16 protein-coding genes and 1 other annotated feature are annotated in these 22268 nt (G+C 67.5%); of the genes, 9 read left to right on the top strand and 7 right to left on the bottom strand.

Annotated elements, in window-relative coordinates; all coding sequences use genetic code 11:
* Positions 1 to 4: 4 nt before the first annotated feature.
* On the top strand, positions 5 to 1204 hold the full coding sequence (locus BM009_RS01450; RefSeq protein WP_093293036.1) for a cation:proton antiporter: 1200 nt from the start codon (positions 5 to 7) through the stop codon (positions 1202 to 1204).
* A 2-nt stretch (positions 1205 to 1206) separates the two neighbouring features.
* On the opposite strand, the gene BM009_RS01445 is transcribed toward BM009_RS01450, so the two are convergent.
* From BM009_RS01445 to BM009_RS01415, 5 genes are all read right to left on the bottom strand, one after another.
* The gene (locus BM009_RS01445; RefSeq protein ID WP_254772103.1) at positions 1207 to 2604 is read right to left on the bottom strand and encodes a L,D-transpeptidase family protein; all 1398 of its coding nucleotides are present in this window, start codon (positions 2602 to 2604) and stop codon (positions 1207 to 1209) included.
* A 317-nt stretch (positions 2605 to 2921) separates the two neighbouring features.
* On the bottom strand, positions 2922 to 4418 hold the full coding sequence (locus tag BM009_RS01440; RefSeq protein ID WP_093293032.1) for a SulP family inorganic anion transporter: 1497 nt from the start codon (positions 4416 to 4418) through the stop codon (positions 2922 to 2924).
* A gap of 57 nt (positions 4419 to 4475) precedes the next feature.
* Positions 4476 to 4531 (bottom strand) — a sequence feature (sul1 is cis-regulatory element that is thought to sense ions involved in sulfur or methionine metabolism; They are found in Alphaproteobacteria).
* 162 nt (positions 4532 to 4693) lie between these two features.
* Positions 4694 to 5776, bottom strand: a complete 1083-nt coding sequence (locus BM009_RS01430) for a YeiH family protein (protein ID WP_254772102.1) — start codon at positions 5774 to 5776, stop codon at positions 4694 to 4696.
* Between the two features lie 561 nt (positions 5777 to 6337).
* Positions 6338 to 6940 carry a cytochrome b gene (locus BM009_RS01420; RefSeq protein WP_093293026.1) on the bottom strand — a complete coding sequence of 201 codons (603 nt, stop codon included), beginning with the start codon at positions 6938 to 6940 and terminating at the stop codon, positions 6338 to 6340.
* Complete coding sequence (locus BM009_RS01415) at positions 6937 to 8016, bottom strand: catalase family peroxidase (RefSeq protein WP_093293024.1); 1080 nt, start codon at positions 8014 to 8016, stop codon at positions 6937 to 6939. The genes BM009_RS01420 and BM009_RS01415 overlap by 4 nt, the downstream gene beginning before the upstream one ends.
* Positions 8017 to 8148: 132 nt before the next feature.
* Between BM009_RS01415 and BM009_RS01410 the strand changes: the two genes are divergently transcribed.
* The 4 genes from BM009_RS01410 (at position 8149) to BM009_RS01395 (ending at position 13168) form a co-directional block, all read left to right on the top strand.
* Positions 8149 to 8676 (top strand): sigma-70 family RNA polymerase sigma factor, encoded by a 528-nt coding sequence (locus BM009_RS01410; RefSeq protein ID WP_217644150.1) that lies wholly within the window; start codon positions 8149 to 8151, stop codon positions 8674 to 8676.
* Complete coding sequence (locus BM009_RS01405) at positions 8673 to 9449, top strand: anti-sigma factor family protein (RefSeq protein ID WP_093293022.1); 777 nt, start codon at positions 8673 to 8675, stop codon at positions 9447 to 9449. The genes BM009_RS01410 and BM009_RS01405 overlap by 4 nt, the downstream gene beginning before the upstream one ends.
* Positions 9450 to 9697: 248 nt before the next feature.
* The gene (locus BM009_RS01400) at positions 9698 to 11761 is read left to right on the top strand and encodes a phosphocholine-specific phospholipase C (protein WP_093293020.1); all 2064 of its coding nucleotides are present in this window, start codon (positions 9698 to 9700) and stop codon (positions 11759 to 11761) included.
* 63 nt (positions 11762 to 11824) lie between these two features.
* Positions 11825 to 13168, top strand: coding sequence for a POT-type proton-dependent oligopeptide transporter (locus BM009_RS01395; RefSeq protein WP_093293018.1), 1344 nt, complete (start codon positions 11825 to 11827; stop codon positions 13166 to 13168).
* Between the two features lie 6 nt (positions 13169 to 13174).
* On the opposite strand, the gene BM009_RS01390 is transcribed toward BM009_RS01395, so the two are convergent.
* Both BM009_RS01390 and BM009_RS01385 read right to left on the bottom strand, forming a co-directional pair.
* Positions 13175 to 13972, bottom strand: coding sequence for a DeoR/GlpR family DNA-binding transcription regulator (locus tag BM009_RS01390; protein ID WP_254772101.1), 798 nt, complete (start codon positions 13970 to 13972; stop codon positions 13175 to 13177).
* 69 nt (positions 13973 to 14041) lie between these two features.
* Positions 14042 to 17053, bottom strand: a complete 3012-nt coding sequence (locus tag BM009_RS01385; protein WP_093293016.1) for a TonB-dependent receptor — start codon at positions 17051 to 17053, stop codon at positions 14042 to 14044.
* A gap of 608 nt (positions 17054 to 17661) precedes the next feature.
* On the opposite strand from BM009_RS01385, the gene BM009_RS01380 reads away from it, so the two are divergent.
* The 4 genes from BM009_RS01380 to BM009_RS01365 are packed head-to-tail and all read left to right on the top strand — an operon-like array spanning position 17662 to position 22130.
* Positions 17662 to 18090: a DUF4402 domain-containing protein gene (locus BM009_RS01380; RefSeq protein WP_175487851.1), complete on the top strand. Its 429-nt coding sequence runs from the start codon at positions 17662 to 17664 to the stop codon at positions 18088 to 18090.
* Between the two features lies 1 nt (position 18091).
* Entirely contained in the window at positions 18092 to 18934 is an 843-nt protein-coding gene (locus BM009_RS01375; RefSeq protein ID WP_093293012.1) for a fimbrial biogenesis chaperone, read from the top strand.
* Positions 18931 to 21600, top strand: a complete 2670-nt coding sequence (locus BM009_RS01370; protein WP_139216498.1) for a hypothetical protein — start codon at positions 18931 to 18933, stop codon at positions 21598 to 21600. Before BM009_RS01375 ends, BM009_RS01370 begins: the two co-directional genes overlap by 4 nt.
* Positions 21600 to 22130, top strand: coding sequence for a hypothetical protein (locus tag BM009_RS01365; RefSeq protein WP_139216497.1), 531 nt, complete (start codon positions 21600 to 21602; stop codon positions 22128 to 22130). The genes BM009_RS01370 and BM009_RS01365 overlap by 1 nt, the downstream gene beginning before the upstream one ends.
* Positions 22131 to 22268 lie beyond the last annotated feature (138 nt).

The raw sequence follows: 22268 nt of genomic DNA, 5'->3' as shown, positions 1-22268 counted from the left end.
CGCTTTGAACCATATCGGTCTTCCCGAACTCGGCACCTTGCTGATCGTCGCGTCCATGGTGGCGATGATCTCGCGGCGCATAGGGCTGCCCTATACCGCCGGGCTGGTGCTGGCCGGGATTGCGCTTGCCTTCCTGCCGGTCGGCGCGAACCTGCCCCTGTCGCGCGAGCTGATCTTCAACGTCTTTCTGCCGCCGCTGATCTTCGAGGCGGCGTTGCAGCTGCGCTGGCGGCGCTTCCGCGAGGAGCTGCCGCTCACCGTGGTGCTGGCGTTTCTCGGCGTCGCCATTTCCGCGCTGCTGGTCACCGCGGGTATGCACTGGCTGCTCGGCTGGAGCTGGCTGGGCGCGGCGTTCTTCGGCGTGCTGATCGCCGCGACAGACCCGGTCTCGGTGATCGCCGCCTTCAAGGAGATGAAGGCCGAGCCGCGGCTGAGCATGGTCGTGGAATCGGAAAGCCTGCTCAACGACGGCGTGGCCGCGGTGGGCTTCGCGATCCTGATCGCGGTGGCGGAGGGCGGGGGGCTCAGCGTTGGCGGTATTGCAACGTCGATGCTCTGGACGGTGTTCGGTGGCGTGGCGATCGGCGCCGCGATCGCTTTCGTGGTGCTGACGGTGGCGGGGCGGACCGAGGACCATCTGGTCGAGGTGACGTTGACCACCGTCATCGCCTGGGCGAGCTTCCTGCTCGCCGAGCATGTCCATGCCTCGGGCGTGTTCGCGGCGCTCGCCGCCGGGATCATCGTCGGGGCGATCGGGCCGCGCGGCTCGATCTCGGTTGCCGGTCGCCAGCATGTCCAGGATTTCTGGGCCTATGCAGCCTTTCTCGCCAACTCCTGCCTCTTCCTGCTGATCGGCAGCCACGAGGCGCATCAGCCGATCGCATTGGTGAGCGGCGCGCTGGTCGCGGGAATCCTGCTCACGCTGCTCGGTCGGGCAGCGGCGGTCTATCCGCTGGCGGCGCTGTTCGCGCGCACCAGATTGCGGCTGCCCGCCACCTATCAGCATGTGCTGGTCTGGGGCGGGCTGCGCGGCGCGGTGGGGCTGGCGCTGGCGCTGGCGGTGCCGGAGAGCGTCGCAGAGCGCGGCGCGATCGTGGTGGTCACCTTCGGTGTCGTCGCCTTCTCGATCTTCGCGCAAGGCCTCACCATGCCGCCGCTGCTTCGCCGCTGGAAGCTGACCGGCGCAGAGGATGCCGAGCATTGACCTCAGGGGCCGATGTCGATGGCGTCGGCCTGCGTCCTGGTGTGTGTACCGTCGTCGAAGCCCAGCGCCCGCGCTACCGGGCCGTTCCAGTCATAGGGATCGGTGCGGACCGTCACCCGGCCCGTCTCGTCGACAAAGGCATTCTGGTAGAGCAGCCGCACCGGAATGCGCGTCGGCAACGGCACAAAGGTCTGCTCGCCACTCGCGCTCGCCGCCTGCCAGCGATCGGCCACGCCCTCGTCCTCGGCGAGCAGTTGCGCAAAGCCTAGCGCATCCTCCACCCGCACGCAGCCATGGCTGAGATGCCGCTGGCTGCGCTCGAACAGGCCCGGTGCACTGGTATCGTGAAGATAGATCGCCTCATCGTCGATCATGTCGAACTTGACCATCCCCAGCGCATTGTCCGGCCCCGGCTGCTGGACGATATAGCCGCCCCGACGCACCATGTTGTGGCTGGCGAGATAGTCGGGGCCGACATGCGCCAGCTCGCTATTCTCGATCGACTTGGGGATCGTCCAGGTGGGGTTGGCGACCAGGCGGTAGATCGGCGCATAGAGAAGCGGCGTCTCCCGCCCGGGCTTGCCGACGATCACCTTGCGCGTGTCGGCCAGCACGCCGTTCCGATAGTAATAGAGGCGCGCGGCCGCGATGTTGACGTCGATGCGCGTCGCCGGTGGATTGCGCGCCAGCCAGCGCAGCCGCTCGAGCGCGACGGCGAGCGCCCGGGCGCGATCCGCGGGGCCGAGATTGAGCACTTCGACGGTGCGTGGCCCGATCACGCCGTCTTCGGACAGACCATAGTCGCGCTGCAGGGACCGCACCGCGTCGGCAATTGCGTCGGTATAGAGGCCGGGAGCGGCGGCGGCCTCCGGCTGCCCTGTTGTGGGTTCGAGCAAATAGCCCTCGGCCGCGAGTTGCTTGGCGATCGCCGGGATTCGATCGTCATGGTCGCCGGGGCGGATCAGCCCCACTGCGGCGATGGGGATCATATGCCCGCTGGCGGCGCGCTGCTCTGCGACGGCGGCACGATATGCTTCGGACAGGCGGGCATAGTCGGTGTCGCCAGGGGCCAGCCCGGCCAGCCAAGGTTGCAGGTCACCGCGTTCGATCGCCTTGGCCAGTTCCTGGACGAGATCGATGTCGGGGCGGGGCAGCGTGTAGACACCATGCAGCGCCTTGGGATCCACCACCCCCTTCGCCAGTGCACCGGCATAGAGAAGCGCGGCGCGCGTCAAGGCTAGTTCGCGGGCGGCGGGCGCTCCGGCGTGGGCCGTTTCGGGCAGGAACTGGAGACGGTCCAGCCCGTGGTCGGCGCGCCGGGCAATCGCAGCTTCCAGTGCTTGCACGGCGGCTTCGGTCCACACCGGTCGCCAGCCCATGCGCGCATAGAAGCGCTGCACGTCCGGCTCCGCGGCCAGCGCCCGCAGCGAGGCGGCCGTGGCTTCTGCCGAATGTTGCGCAGCACCGCTCGAGCTTGCCTGCATGGCAAGGACCGGGGAGGCGCACGACAAGGCGGTGCAAGCCGCAAGCGCGGAGCAGAGACGAAGCTTCCTGATGTTCATGTCTCTGCCAACGCCTTCCGCCCGCCGATCGCTCCCGCGGCGCCAGTCCGTCAGCCTTTCCCCCAGCGGATCGGATCGTGCGGCAAGTCGCCGCTGATCTGCTGGGTGGCGGAGGGCGGCGCTCGGCACACGTGCCTGGAGAGCCGCCGACCCGCTCAGTGTGGCGCCAGTCCCAGTTCGACGCCGGTCTTGTCGTGGAGCGCGAAGCGATCCACGATATCGGCGCTCGCTCGATTGTAGCCGACCACGTCGACCGCGCGGCCATCGCGACGTAGCCGTGCAACGATCTTGTCGAGCGCGCCAACGGCGGAGATGTCCCAGAAATGGGCTGCCGTCACGTCGATCACCACCCGGTCCGCGCGATCTTCTGCCTGAAAGGCGCGGGTGAAGCGGTTCACCGAGGCGAAGAAGATCTCGCCGGTGACCCGGTAGACGGCGCGCGTGCCGTCTGCGGAGAGATCGCGCTCCACCGAGAACATGCGCTGCACCTTGCCGGCGAAGAAGATCCCGGAAAGCAGGACGCCCGCAAGGACGCCCAGCGACAGGTCGTGCGTCGCGACGACCACCACCACGGTGATCAGCATCACGATGGACGAGGTCGGCGGGTGACGGCGAAGGTTCGGGATCGAATTCCAGCTGAAGGTGCCGATCGATACCATGATCATCACCGCTACGAGCGCCGCCATCGGGACGCGCCCGACATAGGGGCCTAGCACGGCGAGGAGGAAGAGCAGGAAGGCGCCGGCCACGAAGGTGGACAAGCGCCCACGCCCTCCCGACGTGACGTTGATGACCGACTGGCCGATCATCGCGCAGCCGCCCATCCCGCCGAACAGGGCCGCGACGATATTTGATCCACCTTGTCCGGCACATTCCCCGCGCTTGTCGCTCTCGGTGTCGGTCATGTCATCGACGATCTGGGCCGTGAGCAGCGATTCCAGCAGTCCCACCGCCGCCATGGTGAGCGAATAGGGCAGGATGATCCGGAGCGTCTCGAGGCTTAGCGGGACGTGCGGCAAGGCGAAGCTCGGCAGCCCCTGCGGCAGCTTGCCCATGTCGCCCACCGTATGCACCGGCAGCGACAGGGCGATGCTGACCGCGCTCAGCACGAGGATGGCGATCAGCGGCGACGGCACCGCTTTCGTGATGCGTGGAAGGCCGTAGATGATCGCCAGCCCGGCGGCGACCATGGCGTAGGTCTGCCAGCCGACATTCGTCAGCTGGGGGAGCTGGGCCAGGAAGATCAGAATGGCGAGCGCGTTGACGAAGCCGGTGATGACCGAGCGCGAGACGAACTGCATGACCAGATCGAGCCGCAGCAGGCCGGCTACGATCTGGATCACGCCCATCAGGATCGTCGCCGCGAGGAGATATTCGACGCCGTGCTGGCGCACGAGCGGCCCGACAAGGACGGCGACTGCCGCTGTCGCGGCCGATATCATGCCGGGACGCCCCCCGATCAGGGCTATGGTCATCGCGATTGCGACAGATGCGTAGAGTCCCACGCGCGGGTCGACGCCGGCGATGATGGAGAAGCCGATCGCTTCCGGGATCAACGCCAGGGCGACGACGATGCCGGCCAGCAGGTCTCGGCGAGCGGTGATGCCGTCAGTGAACCACTGGCGGCGGTACGCGGTAAAATCGAAGGTCATTGAATATCCACAACAGGGCACAGGGCGCCAAGCAGCGCCGACAGGATGGGTGCGTGTTGTTGTCCGGCGGATCGGCGGCCGGAATAGCCACCCGGAATTTCACCGGGTCCTTGCGAATGCTGCGGCTCATAAATGCTTGGCGGGCTGGAAGCAACACGCCCGCCATGGGAAAGCTTCCGCGAGCGCGCGACCAGTGGACCGACCGGCCCACGCGACGCCAAGTCCGGGAAGGGGAGGCGCGGCGCCATGATGGCCGTTGTGGCCCAGGAGGGGCGTCAGGCCAGCCCCAGCAGGTGGATGAGGCCGAGGCTGATCGCCCCGAGCACGAGGAGCGAAAGCACCACCGCGGCGGTGACGCGGCCGCCGGCATGGGCGACCGTGCGAACGTCGACTCCCAGGCCCAGCGCCGCCATCGAGACGACGGTGAGCAGCGTCGCAGCTTCGTTTGCCGGGGCGAGCGCGGCATGTGGGATCAGGCCGCAAGACCGCAGGCCGACCAAGCCGAGAAAGCCGAGGATGAACCAGGGCACCAGGTGGTGCAGCGGCGGCCGGCCGCGGGCGGGGCGTTCGCCGGTGGTGACGTGTGGGGGCAGTTCGTCCGTCTCGTCGCGCAGCTTGGGCGCGATCAGCGAGAGGATCAGGCAGACCGGGCCGAGCATCAGCACGCGCACCAGCTTGACGAGCGTGCCCATCTGGACGGCGAGGGCACCTCCGGGCGCGGCGGCGGCGATCACCTGCGGGACGGCATAGACGGTAAGGCCGGCAAGCGCGCCGAATTGGTGGCCGCTCAGGTGGAGGCCGAAGGCGATCAGCGGCAGCGTCAGCACGACGACCACGCCCAGCACGGCCGTGAAGCCGATCGAGGCGGCGACATCGTCGCCATCCGCACCGATCACCGGCGCGACCGCGGCGATTGCCGAATTGCCGCAGATCGAGTTGCCGCAGGCGACGAGCAGCGCCATGCGGGTCGGCAGCCCCAGCATCCGCCCGATCAGGTAGCTGCTGGCGATCGCCACGCAGACCACGCCGGCGATGCCGAGCAACAAGCCCGGTCCGGCAGCAAGGATCGTCGCCGCGCTTACCGACGCGCCGAGCAGGACGACGGCAAACTCGAGCAGGAACTTGGCGCTGAAGCCGATGCCGGGGAACCAGCGCCTGTCCGGCGTCCAGGCGGTGCGCACCGCGGTGCCGATCAGAATGGCGAGGACAAGCGCTTCCAGCCAGGCGCGCCCGAACACCGCCTCCTCGATCCGTTGCAGCACGAAAGCACCGGCGGTGACGCCCAGGCAAAGCGCGAGCCCCGGCAATATGGTGCTGCCGGGCAGTGTGGGGTAGCGGGACGGGCTCAGCGTAGTCACATCGTGTCTCCTTGGTGAGGCACAGATGCTGAGGTAGGACTGCTCCATCCAACGATCAGTTCCTATGATTTTGATCGGCGGAGATGATTGATAAGCGATGGTGCTCGCGCTGTTCGGGCATGTTTGAACCTGGACGTGCGCTCATCCTCAGAAAAGCGTGCCACGCTGCCGGTGAGATGTGATCGAACCGATCGTTCCGTTGACTAAATGCCCGAGTCTTGATGCGCGTCGACGCTCTTGATGTCGTCGAGAGGCGGCTGCTGACAGGTATGGGCGATCGCCTCCGCTGGCGTGCTACGGACCAGCAGTATCGGTTCGCGGACCGCCTATCCAGCGAGCGACAGATCGCTCGCGGCGTCTTCAGCATTCGCCTCATCGAGAAAGAAAGGGGGGGTCGGTCGGCTCAATGCCGAGGCGTCGCGGTGGAACAACTCGACGGCGTGCGCGGCTCCGGTGGGATGAACGCGGCGGAAGCGGCGGACCCGGTACCGCCCACCACTCCCGCCGCGCGTCAGATGCTCGGCTCCTGCAATTGCAACGAAGCTGCGAAGCCGTTCGGGGTCATGCCGCGGGCGTAGCGCTATCCACGGGTACGTCATCGTCGCCAGCCGACGGGGTGCGCGGCCGGCGGTGGCCCGTGGTCATGCTCCGCAGCACGCCGTCGCGCCGCACCAGGCCGTGCATCAGCGCCGCGGCGAGGTGGAGCAGGATCAGCGCGAAGAAGGCAAGCGCGACCGCGGTGTGCGCCGCGCGCAGCAGCGCGTAGAGCGCGAGGTCGTGCGGCAAGATCGGCGGCAGCACGATGCCGCCGCCCAGCCGAACGGGGTAGCCGCCGGCGGACAACATGCCCCAGCCGATCAGCGGCAGGGCGAACAGCGTGGCGTAGAGCAGCACATGCGATCCCCAGGCGATCCGCTTCTGCAGCGGCGCAAGGTCGTCGGGGAGGGCGGGCGCCCCGGTGGCGAGGCGGAGCGGCAGGCGCAACAGCACGAGGACGAGGATGAGGATGCCGATCGGACGATGCAGATCGAGCAACGCCACATAGGCCGGGCCAGTGGTGGAAACCATGAAGACGCCGATGAACAGCATCGCGAGCACCAGGGTCGCCATCACCCAGTGCAGCACGCGCAGGGCGAGGTGGAAATCGGGGGAAGGGCGGGTCATTGCTGCGCTCCCTTGGCCGGGCCTTCACCGATCGCGCTCGGATGCGGGCCTTCGCCGGCGCGTCGCGTGAAGGAAGAGGAATAGGCCTTGGAGCGGGCGGCGAGCAGCGGATCGTCGGACAAGGCAATGCCCTCCGGCAGGATGGTGGGATCGAAGTTGAGGTCGCGGCAGCTGCCGGTTTCCTCCGGCTGGGTAGCGCGGATCGTCAGCGTGCCGGCATCGATCGTGCGATGCGGCCCCTGCCAGGCAACCGTTGCCTTGTCCGTGACGTCGCCCGGATTGGCCTCGACGAGCAGCAGGTGCCAGCGCGAAGGCCCCTTGGCGGTGCGGTCGATCATCTCCCGGAACAGCGCGTCGCGGGGGAACTGGTCGAGATGCTGCTTGTCGAGCTCGGCAAGCGGCGCCTCGGGAGCGAACTGCCAGCGCACGAAGCGGGTGGTGCCGCTGGCATCGGTGAAGCGGAAGGCATTGATGCTGTAATAGGTCGCATTGGCAAAGCTGTTCGGCAGCACCGCCTTGGCCATATAGGCCTGGAACACCTTCACTTCCGGATGCGCCGCCAGGAAGGGCTTCATCGCGGCAGGATCGGGCTTGCCGGTCTTCGGATCGGGCGTGGTCGCACGCTGGAGGGCGACGAAGGAGGCGACATCGGCGACCGGGAAGATCGGGGTATGGTCCAGCGCCATTCGCCATTCCTCGCCGTCGGGCGTCTTCAGCAGCAGCGCCATCGAGTGGAACACGTTGCGCCCGTCGCCGGCCAGCGGGTTGCCGCCAGCCAGCGAGACTCGGCCGAGCACCGGCAGCGTGCCGGTGCGCAGCGGCTGCGCCGTGGTGAGCGCGCTCCCCTTGCCGTTCGCTGCGAAGTCGCCGGTGAAGCACAGGCCCTTGGCATGGGCGCGGCGATAGCCGGGCTTGGCTCCGCCGCTGTTCGCCTCCAGTGCGGTGGTGACGTCGCCGCCGCTGATGCGCCGCTGACCGAGCCAGCCCGCGGCCCAGCCAAAGCCGGCGAGCAATGCCAGTATGATTGCGCCGATCAGGGCGAAAGCGCTGGAGGTGCGCCGGTTGAGCATGGGCATATCGATTCCGGTCCAAGCTGATGTTGCTGGGGTAGACGACGCAGCGTTGATACTATTCCCGTCGCGCCGAAGAAAAAATTAGACGATGGAATAATTGCGCCGTCGACGCGTCTCTCGCTCAGGATGGTTTCGATGTCGGTCAGCGAGCAGATGATTGCCGAAGTTCAGCCGCTGATCCCAGCGATGCGGCGCTATGCGCGCGCCATGCTGCGGCATCGCGACGATGCGGACGATCTGGTGCAAGACGTTCTGGAGCGTGCGCTCGCCCATTGGCGCAGCCGCCGTGGCGCCGCCAGGCTGCGTGCCTGGCTGTTCGCCATCCTGCACAATCTTGCGCTCGATCGGCTGCGTCGCCGCGCACGCCGAGGCCCGGAAGCGGCGATCGATTCGGTGCCCGAGCAGTGGCTGGCGGTGCCGGCGGAGCAGGAACGCGCCATCGCCCAGCAGGATTTGCTGGCGCAACTCGCGCTGCTGCCGGAAGACCAGCGCGCGGTGCTGCTGCTCGTGGGCGTGGAGGATCTCAGCTATGCCGAGGCCGCGGCGGTGCTCGACGTGCCGCTGGGCACGGTGATGTCCCGGCTCTCCCGGGCCCGCGAGCGTCTGCGCCGGCAACTGGAGGAAGGGGGGCGGCCAAGCCCCGCACTAAGGGTGGTACGATGAGCAACGGGCCCATTACCGAAGCGGATCTCCAGGCCCATGTGGATGGCCGCCTCGCGCCCGAGCGCGAGCAGGAGGTTCGCGTCTGGCTCGCTGCGCATCCCGAAGACGCCGAGCGGCTCTCCGCCTATCGCGTCCAGATGGGCGCGCTGCGGGAAGCACTGCGCGGCGTTGCAGAGGAACCCTTGCCGGCCGCGCTCGACCTGCGGGTGCGGGTACCGCGTCGAACGCGTTGGACCGCATTGCGGGCGGCAGCCGTTGCCGCAGGTGCCGCGGGCCTGATGCTGCTCGGGGGCGCGGGGGGCTGGGCGCTTCGCGACCGAAGCATCCCTCCGCAGGCAGGCACCGCCGCTCTCGCCCGGGAAGCGGTGTCGAGCTACGCCGTCTATGCCAGCGACACCGCCCGCCCGGTGGAACTGCCGGCTACCCAGTTGGAGACCCTCGATCGCTGGTTCTCACAGCGTCTCGGTCGCGCCATTCGCGCACCGGACCTTCGCGCCGCATCACTGACGTTGATCGGCGGTCGACTGGTGCCGTCCGCGCACGGCGCAGCCGCGCTTTATCTGTACCAGGATCCGGAGGGACGTCGTCTGGTAGTGTACCTGCGGCCTATGGCAGTGGAGGGCACCGATCGCATGCAAGCGCGGCGTGCGGAAGGGGTGACGGGCTGGACCTGGGCCAATGCAGGCCTCGGGTTTGGCGTCTTCGGAACGGCGCCGGAGTCGGATCTGCACGGCGCTGCCGACATCGTTCGATCGCAGCTGGCCCGCATCTAGGCGAAGAGCAGCTCCATCGCGGCTTGGGGCCTCGCGGCGTGAAAGTGTCGTCTCGGGTACTCGCCCAAGCCGCCTCAGCAAGCGGTAGGAGTGGCGCGCGATGGTTCGTCCGAGCGCTCGGCACTGAAAATGTGACTGATAGCCACAAAAATCGGGCAATTCGGTCCCATTGTCATGCGGCGTCCATATTGCTGCGGTAGCGCCTGCCCGAACCGGCGACAGCACAGGCTCGGGCACGAAGGTTTGGAATGGAAATCGATCGCAGACGCTTTCTTCTCGGCGCCTCCGGCGCCGCCGCGAGCGAGGCCGTCGCCGCGCCCGCTTTGGCCCGGCCTGCCGAGCGCGGCTCGCTCCAGGACATCGAGCATGTCGTGATCCTGATGCAGGAAAATCGCTCGTTCGATCATTATTTTGGGATGCTGCGCGGCGTGCGCGGGTTCGGCGATCCCCGGCCGGTCACGCTCCCCAGCGGCAAGCCGGTCTGGGCGCAGCGCCGCGCCGATCGCGACGGCGGGCAGATCGCCTGGCCGTTCCGGCTCGACTATACCGCCAGCAACGCGCGCTGTTTCACCGGCCTGGACCATAGCTGGAAGGACAGCCAGGCACGTTGGCGCAACTGGGATGTCTGGGCGGAGCAGAAGGGTGCGCTGACCATGGCGCACCTCACCCGCGACGACATTCCCTATTATTACGCGCTGGCCGACCAGTTCACCATCTGCGACAGCTATCACTGCTCGCTCCAGGGGCCGACCGGGCCCAACCGCCTCTATCATTTCACCGGCACCAACGGCCTCAGCGTCGGACAGACCGGGGAATATTGCGTCACCAACGGCGGCTCGGATCCCAATCCCGGCGCCGACATGGCCAGGGACGACGACAGCGACGGCCTGCCCTGGCGCACCTATGCCGGCCGGCTGGAGGAGGCCGGCGTGTCGTGGCGGGTCTATCAGGAACTCGCCAATTATTCGGACAATCCGCTCGGCTATTTCCAGGAGTTCCGCAAGCTCGACCGCGCCTCGTCGCGCTATCGTCGCGGTCGCGCCTTCGTTCCCTGGAGCGATGGCATCGCCCCCGCCGATCCCGAGAAAACCCGTGCCCAGCACCTGATCGCCGCCTTCGCCGCCGATGTCGCCGCCGATCGCCTGCCCGCGGTCTCCTGGATCGTGCCGATGATGGAGATGAGCGAGCATCCGGACGCGCCGGTACCCTTTGGCGAAGTGCTGATCTCCAGCCTGGTGGCGGCGCTCGCGGCCAATCCCAAGGTCTGGGCGAAGACCGTCTTCATCCTCAACTATGACGAGAATGACGGCTTCTTCGATCACGTGCCCGCGCCGATGCCAGCGATCGCCCCGCGCTACGGCGCGAGCAACGTCGATGTCCGCAGCGAAACCTATCAGGGCGAGCCGGTGGGCCTCGGCCCGCGCGTGCCGGTGCTGGTGATCTCGCCCTGGACACGGGGCGGCTGGGTCAATTCGCAGCTGTTCGACCACACCTCGGTGCTGCGCTTCCTCGAGAAGCGCTTCGGGGTGGCGGAGCCGAACATCTCGCCCTGGCGTCGCGCCGTGTGCGGCGATCTGACCTCGATCTTCGATTTCGACGTGCCGCGAAAGGCCCGGCTCGATACGCGCTGGGCGACGGCGCTGCCCTCGGTCGCGGACTATGTCGAAGAGACGCAGCGTCTCTGTCGCACCGCGCCTAACCCAAGGATCGCCACGGGGACCGGCGTGCCCGTGCAGGAAGCCGGGACGCGCCCGGCGCGCGCGCTGCCCTACCGCTTCGAACTGGTGCCGACCTGGTCCGACGCCGGGCTGACGCTGCGCTTCGACAATAGCGGCCCCGACGGGATCGTGTTCAGCGTGCAGGACGAAACGGCGTTTCCCGGCTGGCGATACTTCACTGTCGCGTCGAACAGTCGGCTGGAGGAACATTGGCCGATCGCGCCGGATCGCCCCCACGCGCTGGTGGTCCGCGGGCCCAATGGCTTCCAGCGGGAGTTCCGCGGGGAGGGGGCGATCCGGATCGAGCCGAACCTCGCCTGGCATGCGGGGGAGGCCGGTGGAACCTTGCACCTGCTCAACCGAAGCCCGACACCGGCCGCGCTCAGTCTGCACTGCGCGCATAGCGATGCGCAGGCGCAGGTCGAGATCGCCTCGAACGGGCGTGCCGCGCTGCCCGTGGCGCTTGCCGAGCATCGCTGGTACGATCTGTTGCTCCGGGCGCCCGGCGGCACGCGGCTGCGCCTCGCCGGCCATGTCGAGAACGGCACGCCGGGCCTGAGCGAGCCCGCTGCCGCCTTCCCGCATCCCTCCTGACGGCGCTGTCATCAGCTTGTTGTGAACCGCGCCTAGGGCGCTCGCTCGATCAAGGGCGGGCAGATGGAATCAGGCAGGGCGGCAGACCAGACGCTGTGGAGCACGCGCTTCCTCGCGCTGGCGGCGATGGAGTTCTGGGAGCGCTTCGCCATGTCCGGCATGAAGTCGCTGCTCGTGCTGCTGCTGGTCGATCATGTGCTCGCCGGCGACCTCTCCCATGTGCTGGGCGCGACCACCGTGCGCGACGCGAGCGCGGCGCTGTTCGGAGAGGTTTCGGTCACCGGCCTCGCCTCGCAACTTTACGGCTACGCCAATGCGCTGATCTATCTGTCGATACCGCTGGGCGGCCTGGCCGGTGACATGATGGGGCGCCGGGGCAGGCTGGTACTGGGCGGCGGCGCGCTGATGCTGCTGGGGCTGCTATTGCTGCTCGACGCCCGCAGCTTCCTGATCGGGCTGGTGCCGTTCGCGATCGGGACCGGGCTGCTGAAAGGCAATCTGTCCGCTCAGGTCGGCCTGCTGTTCCGCGACGAGGCGCAGCGGCGGCGGGGCTATGCGCTGTACCTTGCGGCGCTTAACGCCGGCATCATCTGCGGGCCGCTGGTATGTGGCGGGCTGGTGGTGGTCGCCGGACCGGCTTCCGCGATCGCGGCTGCGATGGGTGCGCTGGTGATCGGCCTCGTGCTCTATGCGCGCAGCGGCAGCGCACGCGATCGTGCCACGCCCGGGCCGGTGGCCGGCGGGGCTTCCACGCCACGCGTCGCGGCCACGGCACTGCTCGTGGTGGCGCTGACGGCGGTGTATCTCTGCTATGCGGCCTATGACCAGCTGACCAACATCTTCCTGGTCTGGGCGCGCGCGCATGTCGACCTGCGGCTCAGCGGCTGGACGATGCCGGTCGCGTGGTTCGCCTCGATTGACGGTGCCTTCACGCTTGCGCTGATCGGCCTGTCGCAGCTGGCGATGCGCCTGCTCGAGCGGCGCAGCGTATCGATCAGCGCGGTGACGCAGATCCTGCTCGGCGGGCTGTGCTGCGCCGCCGGCTATTTGCTGCTCGCGATCGGGGCGGCGACGCATGGCGGCGCGACGCTGCCGCTGCCTTGGGCGCTCGGCTATCTGCTGCTGATCGACGCGGCGGTGGTATTCCTGTGGCCGTCAGCGCTCAGCCTCATCGCCGCAGTGGCGCCAGGGCGGCTTGTCGGCTTCTGGATGGGGCTGTTCTACCTGCACGGCTTCTTCGCGAGCCTGTGGGTAGGCTTCAGCGGGGTGTTCTACGAGCGTATGGCTGCCAGCAGCTTCTGGCTGCTCCACGCTGGCGTTGCGGGTGCAGGGGCGCTGCTCATGCTCGTCGCCGGCCTGCCGCTGGTGCGGGCCACGCGTCGGCAGGCCGCCAACGGCGCCATCTGACCGCCGTCAGGCGATCACGACCTCGGCATGCGCGAAGGCGCGGGCGAAGTCGTCGTCCAGCGGCTTGTCCGTCACCAGAATGTCGACGTCGCTCAGCGTCGCGGTCTGGACCAGCGCATAGCGCCCGAACTTGGAGGCATCGGCGGCGAGCAACACGCGTTGCGAGGTCGCATAGGCGATCTTGCTCATCTCCGCCTCGCCGGGGTGGAAGTCCATCAGCCCGCGATCCAGGCTGATCCCGCCCACCGAGAGGATCGCCAGGTGCGGCGTCAGTCCACGGACAAAGGCCTGGGCGCTGTGATCGGAAAAGGCACGATAGTCATAGTCCATCTGCCCGCCGGCGAGGAACAGCCGGTTGTTGTTGATGCCGCCGAGATCGCTCGCGACGTTGAGCGAATTGGTAATGACGGTCAGGGCGCGGCGATCGAGCAATTGGCGCGCGATGAAGCAGCTCGTCGTGCCGGAATCGATGAACACGATGCCGCCATCGGGGACCAGGTCCGCCGCGGCGCGGGCGATGCGCTGCTTGGCATCGGCATTCTCCTCCATCCGCTGGTGGAGCGGGCCCTCGTGCACCTGGGTGGCGATGCGGGCGCCGCCATGTTCGCGGATGATGACGCCCTGGTCTTCCAGCGCGCGAAGCTCCCGGCGGACCGTCTCCTCGGATACTTCCAGGTCGACGGCGAGCGCCGCCACCGACAGGGTGCGCCCGCTGCGCAGCCGCGCGATGATCTCGCGCTGGCGGTGTGATCGCTTTTCTATCATGCCCTCCATCGCCGTCGTCCCGCTCAGCACGCGATCCATGCGGGCCGCGCGCGATTTTGCAAGCCGGGATCTGCCGGGACGGGCCGCTGCCCGCCCCGGCATCCTGCCTCAGAAGCCGAGGCGTGCGGTCAGCCGCATCGAGCGCGGCGACTGATAATTGACCGGCAGGCGATAATCGGGATTGGCCGACCCGTCGCCCTGCTCGCCGAAATTATTGTACGAGCTCACGGCCTTGCTGTTGAGAATGTTGAAGATGTCCAGACGTACCGAGGCGTCGACCTTGTAGGGCAGCGGCAGGTGCACGACGGCGCTGACGTCGAACTGGGTGCGCCATTCGCCGTCGAAGGCAGTGCCGCGCGGGATCAGCTGGCCGCGACAATAATAGCCATAGCCGTGATAGGTGTTGGCATAGGCATCGACGCTGAGCGGCACCGCGCCGATGCAGCTATAATGCGCAGGCGACTGGATGACCGCGTTGGCGCCGAGATCGAGTTCCTCGAACAGCCGGTAGCTGCCAAAGGCCTTGATGCTGTGCCGCCGATCATTGGGCAGATAGCCATAGGCGCCGTTGACGAAGCCCGGCGAGTCGAAGTCCGCGGTGCGGTTGATCGCCAGCTGGCCGTTCTCGGACCGCACGCCGCCCTCGTAATTCCCTTTGTCGAACGCCAGCGTGTAGGAGGCGGAGAGGCTCCATTTCTGGTCGAAGGTGCGATCGAAGGTGAGCGTCAACGCGTTGTAGTTCCGGCTCGGCTTGGGATAGCCGAGATCGGCTGCCTTGAGCGTCGCCACCGGAGTCGATCCGTCGGGCAGCTTGTTGAGCTGCACCGTCACGTCGCGACCCGGATTGGCGATGACGAACTGGCTGCCGCCCGGGAAGGCCGCCTGGCACGCGCTGGCCGAAAAGCCCTTGCCGGCGCAATAGGCGCGGGCACCGCCGTCGATCGAGATATCCTCGATCACATTCTGCAGCTGGCGGTGGGTGAAATAGGCGCCGAGGCGGACATGGTCGCCGAACTGGTGCTCGGCGCCGATGATGAATTCATTGTCCGATTGCGGCTTGATGTTGTCGGCGATCGCGCCGGCCGGGTTGAACGCCGATCCGTCGGCCGAGACCTCGCAGTTCTTCACCTTGGTATCCGGGCAGGCGGCGGTGTTCGCCACGGTGAGGATCGGCGCGCCCTCCGCGGGGATGTTGCCCGCGCCGCTCGTCGCGGTGAAGAAATTGTAGCGTGTATAGGTCACCAAGCTGCCGGCGACGTTGAGATTGATGTCGCCCGCCATCGGCAGATAATATTTGGCGTAGGATCCGAAGATCTTGGTGTGGCCATCGCCGAGAGGATCGAACGACGCGCCCAGGCGCGGCGCCCATTGGTTGCCCGATTCGAAGAAGGACTGGCCGTTCACGCCCTGGTTGCTGAAGCGATCGTTGCGCAGGCCGAGATCGAGCCGCAGCCGGTTGTCGAGCAGCGACCATTGATCCTGCACGTAGAAGGCGTCGTTGCGGACATGCGCGGTGCCGTTCTGCGCATAGACGCGGGTCGTGTAATATTGCGTGCCGACCGGCTGGCCGATCCGCGCCGCAGAGTCCTTGGTGACGTTGTAGATCTTGAACGCGCCGCCGCCGATCGTCTCGAAGGTCTGGACCTGTGTGTCCTTCTCGTGATCATAGCCGCCGCGGACATGGTGCGCGCCGAACAGGTGGAACTGCAGATCGGCGTCGAAGCGGTAGAATTCGCGCTTGTCATCGGTCTGGCTGAACGCGTCGGTGACCTTGTTGAGTCCGATCTGGATGCCGGCCGGATCGTTCCGGTAATCGGTCACCTGCGGGTTGGTGATGTCGAGCGGCACGTTGCCCGAGCGCAGCTTGTTGACGCCATAGGCGCCGGACAGCGTCAGCCAGGGGGTGAAGGTGCCGGTATAGCGACCGACATAGTTGATGCCGCCCGCACGCGCATTGGTGCCACCGGTCTTCGCACCCAGCGTGAAGTTGGTGCGATCCCAATTATAGCTGCGGTTGTGCGTGTCGTTGGTCGTGTCGAAATAGGTGAATTCGAGGTGGTGGTCGCCGGTGATATGGGCGTCTACCTTGCCGCCCCAGAACGGGCTGGTGTTCGACACGCCGGTGGCATTGTTCTGGTTGGCCTGGGGCGTCATCGAGCGGATGTCGCGGAAATTGTACAGGCCGTAGACGAACAGATGGTCCTTGATGATCGGGCCGCTCGCCTGGAGGATCAGCTCCTGCCGGCTCGCCGTGGCGTGGCGATAGTCGGTGGTGCGCGTGGACGGCGAATGGTCGCGCAGGCCGTTGGGTTCCCAGATACCGGTGACGCTGGCGTGATATTGGTTGGAGCCCGACTTGGTGGTCGCGACGACATAGCCGCCCGTCGCGCGGCCGAATTCCGCCGGTGCGCCGCCCGTCTTCACTTCCACCGTCTCGTAAAAGTCGAAGGGTACCTCCGTCGGCTGGCCCCCCGAAACGAAATCGGTGACGTTGAGGCCGTTGATGTAGAAGGCGTTCTCGGTGAAGGCGGCGCCTGCGATCGACACCTGGCTGGCGAAGCCGCCATTGGACGGGGAGGAACCCTGCACCGTGCCGGGGGCGAGCAACATCACGTCGCGCAGCGAGCGGCTGATCGGCACGCGCTGGGTCAGCGAGGCGAGATTGATGCTGCTGCCGACGGTGGTGTCCTGGAAGTCGGCGACGCGGCGCCGCGAGCCGATCACCACGATCTCGTTGCTCTGGGCGGGCGTAGCGAGGCGGAAGCTGTTGGCACCACCGGTATCGCGGGTCAGCGCGATCGCGCGTTCGGTATAGGTGTCATAGCCCGCCGCGCTGACGGTAAAGTCGTAATTGCCCGGGGTGAGCTGGGGGAAGACATAGGCGCCCGCGCCGTCGGTCGTGACCGAACGGCTGACGCCGCGGTCCGACGAGGTGATCTTGACTTCCGCGCCCGCCAGCGGCGCGCCGTCCGCGGTGGTGACCCGCCCCGAAGCCGTGATGTTCGTATAGTCCTGCGCATGCACCACAGGAACGGCGAACAAGGCGACCGGGGTGGTCGAACCGAGCATCAATAGCGCGCGCAAGGCTGCGCGCGACGAACGTCGCGTGTGACGAAGCATCGTACCCCCTGACAATGAAGACCTGGACGCACAGTCTGGCTGTGTCGTGAGGGGGCTCTAGGAGTGTCGCGTTTATATTTTGTGACAAACGGGCATAAAATCCACACACAAGGCGGGTCGGAGCCGTACGGCAGGCCATGGCAACGTGCTGGCGTCAACAGCGGCGCGCCGGAGGTGCCATCCAGATGGGCGATAGCGGGCGTAGCGAACGACCTTCCAGGCGTCTTCGCGCCTGCGAGCGGATCCGGAACCGAGACGCGATGGTGCGGGAGAGGTCGCGCGCGCAAAGGAGCATCCTAAATCGTCCCTGCCGGCAACAGATGAGATGCGAGATGTAGAGGCCGCGCTAACATGAAGAGGCTTGCACATATGGAAATCGCAAGATGTCGATTTCGATTCTCCTGCGTAACGACGAACCGTAGAAATACCTATCAGCGTAGATTTACCAATTGCTCGCTATAAGTCTTTGTGAGTGTGGGCAGTTGATGCCTTCACCGTAGACATTGGCGGGGGTAATCGAAATGTTTGTACGACTATTCGCTTGTGTGTCTGCCATGTTGCTGCCGACGGCGGTAATGGCGCAGACCTCTGCTTCTGGTACGGGTTCGTTGACCGTCATTCAGCCGCTCACGATCACCAAGAACGCCGATCTGCAGTTCGGCAGCGTCGTTCGCCCGGTTTCGGCTGCGGGATCGGTCGCGGTTGCGGTGACGGGCGGACGCACCGTGACGGGCGACATCCAGGCGCTCGCGTCCGGCGACACGCCGCAGGCCGCGCGCTTCACCATCTCGGGCGAAGGCGGCCATGCGCTGTCGGTGACGATCCCGGCATCCTTCACCCTGGCCAACGGCTCACAGTCGCTGGTCGTGACGACCACCAACAACCTGTCCGGTACCCTCAGCGCACAGACGCTCAGCGGAACCGCCGGGGGCGCGGGGACTCTGGACGTTCGCGTTGGCGGCACGGTTGCGCTTGCCACCACCACGCCGGCCGGCCTCTATACCGGCGCCTTCACCGTCTCGACGGCGTACAACTAAGATGGTGCGGGTTACCGCGGCGCTGCGGCTGAGCGGCTTCGCGATCGGGACGGCGATGCTGCTCGCGGCGGCGCCGGCAGCGGCGCAGGCGGGCAATCTGGGCCTGTCGCACCACCGGGTCGTGTTCGACGGCACGTCGCGCACGGCGACCATCTACCTGTTCAACCGCGGCAGCGTACCCGCCGCGTTCCGGATCGACCTGATCGACATGACGATGTCCAGCGACGGCGTCATTCGGCCGGTGGCTGCCGATGCGCCCGCGCCCGAGCATTCGGCGCGCGACGTGCTGGAGTTCACGCCGCGGCGGGTCCTGCTCGGCCCGCAGCAGAGTCAGGCGGTGCGTATCCGGGTCCGGCCGCCCGAGGCTTCGGGCGAATTGCGTAGCCACCTGGCGATCACCGCCCTGCCAGCCAGCGACGGCGCACCGACCGTCTCTCGTCTCGACAATGGCGTGGCGAACGGCGTTGCGGTGCAGATCTCGACGCTGTTCAGCGTCAGCATCCCGATCGTGGTGCGGACCAACGCCAAGGCTGCCTCGGCGCATATCGAAAAGCTCCAGGTGGCGCGCAGTGGCACGTCCGCGGGGGCGATGCTCAGCTTCGACCTCGTCCGCGACGGGCCGGGATCGGTGTATGGCGATGTCGAGCTTGTATCCGGCCGCGGCCGGGACCAGCGCGTGCTCGGCAGCATGCGCGGCATCGCGCTCTATCCCGAGACGGACCACCGCACGGTACAGCTGGCCGCGCCCGCGGTGGCGCCCGGGCAGGTCGCGCGGCTGGTGTTCAGCAATCGTGAAGCGCCCGCTTCGGTAGAGGTCGCTTCGGCGAACCTCACAATCCCGTGAAACCCGCCCGAGCGGCCGGTTGCGGGCTGCTCCTCGCCACGATCAGCGCCCCGGCAATGGCCAGCGCACAGGCGAGCGGCTCGGCAGGCGTGACCGCCTGCCCGTCGGAGGACATGCTCCTCTGGCTAGAAGTCCGCACCGATACCGATCTTCTTGCCGAGACGATGGATGCCTATGCGGGCACGGGCGGCACGCTGCTGCCGCTCGGCCAGTTCGCGCGGATCCTCGATCTGGGCATCGTCGTCGCCGCTGATGGCCGGCATGCGAGCGGTACGATCGATCCGCGAACGCGCGTCACCGTCGATCTCGATGCCGGTACCGCGCAGGTCGGCGCGACCAAGATCGCGCTCGGCCCGGGCGCGTGCGTTCGCAAGGGCGACATCTATCTTGCCGCGGAGACGATGGAGAAGCTGCTGCCGGTGCGCCTGCGCGTTGCCGCCGACGCGCAGCTGTTGCAGGTGACGCCGACGGGCACGCTCCCATTGGTCCGCAATCGGCAGGTCGCCGAGCGGCGCGCCGCCTTGTCGCAATTGGCGCCTCCCGAGACTACAGTGATGGCCAGGGATCCCTATCGGGCGTTCAGCATCCCCGCGGTGGAGGTAAATGCCGGGCAGCGCTTCGGCAGCGGCGAGGTGCTGCAATCGCGCTGGCTGGGGGTTCGAGCGGCCGGGGACCTCGCCTTCGCCGGATTTCGCGGCTTTGTCGGTCTGGACTCGGCGGGGGCGACCAATATCCAGCTCACCCTGGAGCGCACCAGCGCAGACAATCGCGCGCTCGGCATGCTCGGCGGCAGCCGAGTCGCGGTCGGCGACGTGGCGACCCCCGATGCCCAGCTCGGCGCGCGCAGCGTGGCGGGTCGCGGCATCTTCTATTCCTCGGCGCCGCTGCAGGCCTATGACTTCTCGCATCCGCTCGTCCTCGAGGGCGATGTGGCGGATGGCGAGCAGATCGAAGTCTATGTCGACGGCACGCTTCGCGCCGCCCGCGCCGCATCGGAGGGCGGCCGCTACCGCTTCGACAATCTCTCGCTGGGCATCGGAGATCATCAGGTCCGCATCCTGTTCTATGGTCCGCAGGGGCAGGTGCGCGAGGATGTCCGGTCGTTCCAGCTGGGTTCCGGGCTGCTGCAGCCGGGGCAGACCGCAGTGCGCTTCAGCGTGGTCCAGCCCGAGCGACCATTGCTGCGAATGGAGGACGGCCCCTGGCCGCGTACGGGCGATGCGCTGCGGGTGGTCGCTCTGATCGATCGCGGCTTGAGCCGCAGGGTCACCGCGCATGCGGGCCTCACGCGATTTCGCCCCTGGTACGGGCAGGAGCGCCTTGCCGGTACCGCGGGGATCAAGGCAATGCTGGCAGGCGCGGCACTCGACGGCGTGGTGGGCCTCGACAGCCGGGGTGGACGCGCCGCCAGCCTGCTGGCCGGATCGCGGATCCGCGGCGTCAGCGTGCGGATGCTGCACGCAGAATATGCCGGCGGCTTCGTCGACGAAACGCGGGATCCGATGTCGGGCGGCGTGGCCCTGCGGCGCGCGACCGAGGCGCAGGTCGATCTCGCCGCAGCCTTCCCCGGCGGGCAGAAAATGCCGATCGCCTTCGATATCCGGCGCATCGAGCAGCAGGACGGGACGCACCGTGTCGAGGCGAATGCGCGCGCTGCCGCCATGCTCGGCATCAGCTACGTCAACGTCATGGTCAGTCGCCAGGCCTGGGGCGGCGGCCTGGCAGGTGCCCAGCACCTCGCCTCCATCGAGACCTCGACGCCGCTGGCAGCAGCCCTCCAGCTGCGCACGGGCCTGGCCTATCGGATCACCGGCAGGCCCGGCATCGAGAGCGCCTATGTGTCGACGCAGGTTGCGATGCCGCAGGGCGACCTGCAGTTCACGGTGTCGCGCCAGGGCGGGATGCCTTCGCGGCTGCGGCTGGACGCCTCGTATCGCCACCGTTTCCGCCGCTTCGATCTGTCGACAGCAGCGGGCTATGACGTTCGCACCCGCAGCTGGCGCGCGGCGCTGCAGGTCACCTTCGCCTTCGCGCAGACCGCGCGGCAGGGCTATGGCTTCGCGCCGACAAGCGTGGGCATCAGCGGCCGGGCGGCGATCCGCACCTTCCTCGACACCAATGGCGATGGCCATTGGCAGCCGGGCGAGAAGCCGGTGGGCGGCGTTCAAGTCTACACGCCCGCGGGCACCGTCACCACCGATGCGCAGGGGCGAGTGCTGGCGGAGGATCTGGGCGACACGCTGCCGGCCCAGCTCCGGATCGACGCGTCGCAGAGCAGCGAGCTGTATCTCGCCGAGATGCCCGACGCGATCCGGCTCGTGCCCCGCCGCGGCCGGACGACGCCGCTGGAGATCCCGTTGCGGGCGGCGGGCGAAGTGGAAGTGAAGCTGCAGTTCGCCACGGCGGACGGCGCCCAGCCGCTCACTGCGGTGACCGTCGAACTGGTGGCCGAACGCGGCGGCACCGCTTTCCCCGCGCGGACCGACAATCTGGGGACGGCGATGTTCGAAGGCATCCCGCCCGGCCGCTACCAGCTGCGGCTTCTGCCCGCCCAGGCGTCGCAACTGCATCTGGCATTGCAGGCATCGGAAGCGGTAGAGGTGCCGGCGCAGGGCGGTTTCCTGCGCGTTAGGCCCCTTCTGGCCCATCGAGTGGACGACGAATGATGCGACGTTCCAGGGTGTCCGGCGGCCTTGCCGCATCGTGCCTCTGCCTCGCAGCGGTCCCTGCCGCAGGCGAGGTGACGGTGAACCTGCCGGCCCCGACCACGCCTGCGCTCGGCGAGATCGTGGCGGGAACGGTGCCGACGGTGTTTCGCATCGGGGTGGACGGGTCGGTGACGCGGATCTCGGGCGACGCCGTCCGCCTCAGCAACGCGCCGGTGACGCCACCGACGATGCGGCTGACGTGCGGCTTGCTCAACCTGGCCAATCTATGCGTCGTCCGCAATATCCGCATCACCATGACACCGCAGTCCAGCGGGACCGTCGCGTCGGTGACCATGTTCCACATCGGGGCGATTTCCGGGACCAGCTTCGTCGGCGGGGCGCCGGCGGATGCGAGCACGATGAACTTCCAGCTCACTCCGATGGGGCTTGGCGTCGTCACCATCCAGTTCGGCGTGGATATCACGGTCGCGCCGGGGCAGAGGGGCGCGACCGTCACCCGCTATACCGTGAATGCGGATTTCGTCTGAGCGGGCGGGCACTGTCCTTTCGAACAGGTGCCGGGATAAACCATTTTTACGCAGGCATTTGTAACCGACGCGCGTCTAACGCGTTTCTCGTGGTCGCAGGCAGACCGAAGATTGGCTGCCACTATAACGAGAATGATA

The organism is Sphingomonas sp. NFR04, assembly GCF_900114095.1.
Taxonomy (GTDB): domain Bacteria; phylum Pseudomonadota; class Alphaproteobacteria; order Sphingomonadales; family Sphingomonadaceae; genus Sphingomonas.
The sequence above is the reverse complement of the archived record's forward strand: the minus strand, read 5'-3'. Positions and strand labels throughout refer to the sequence as shown.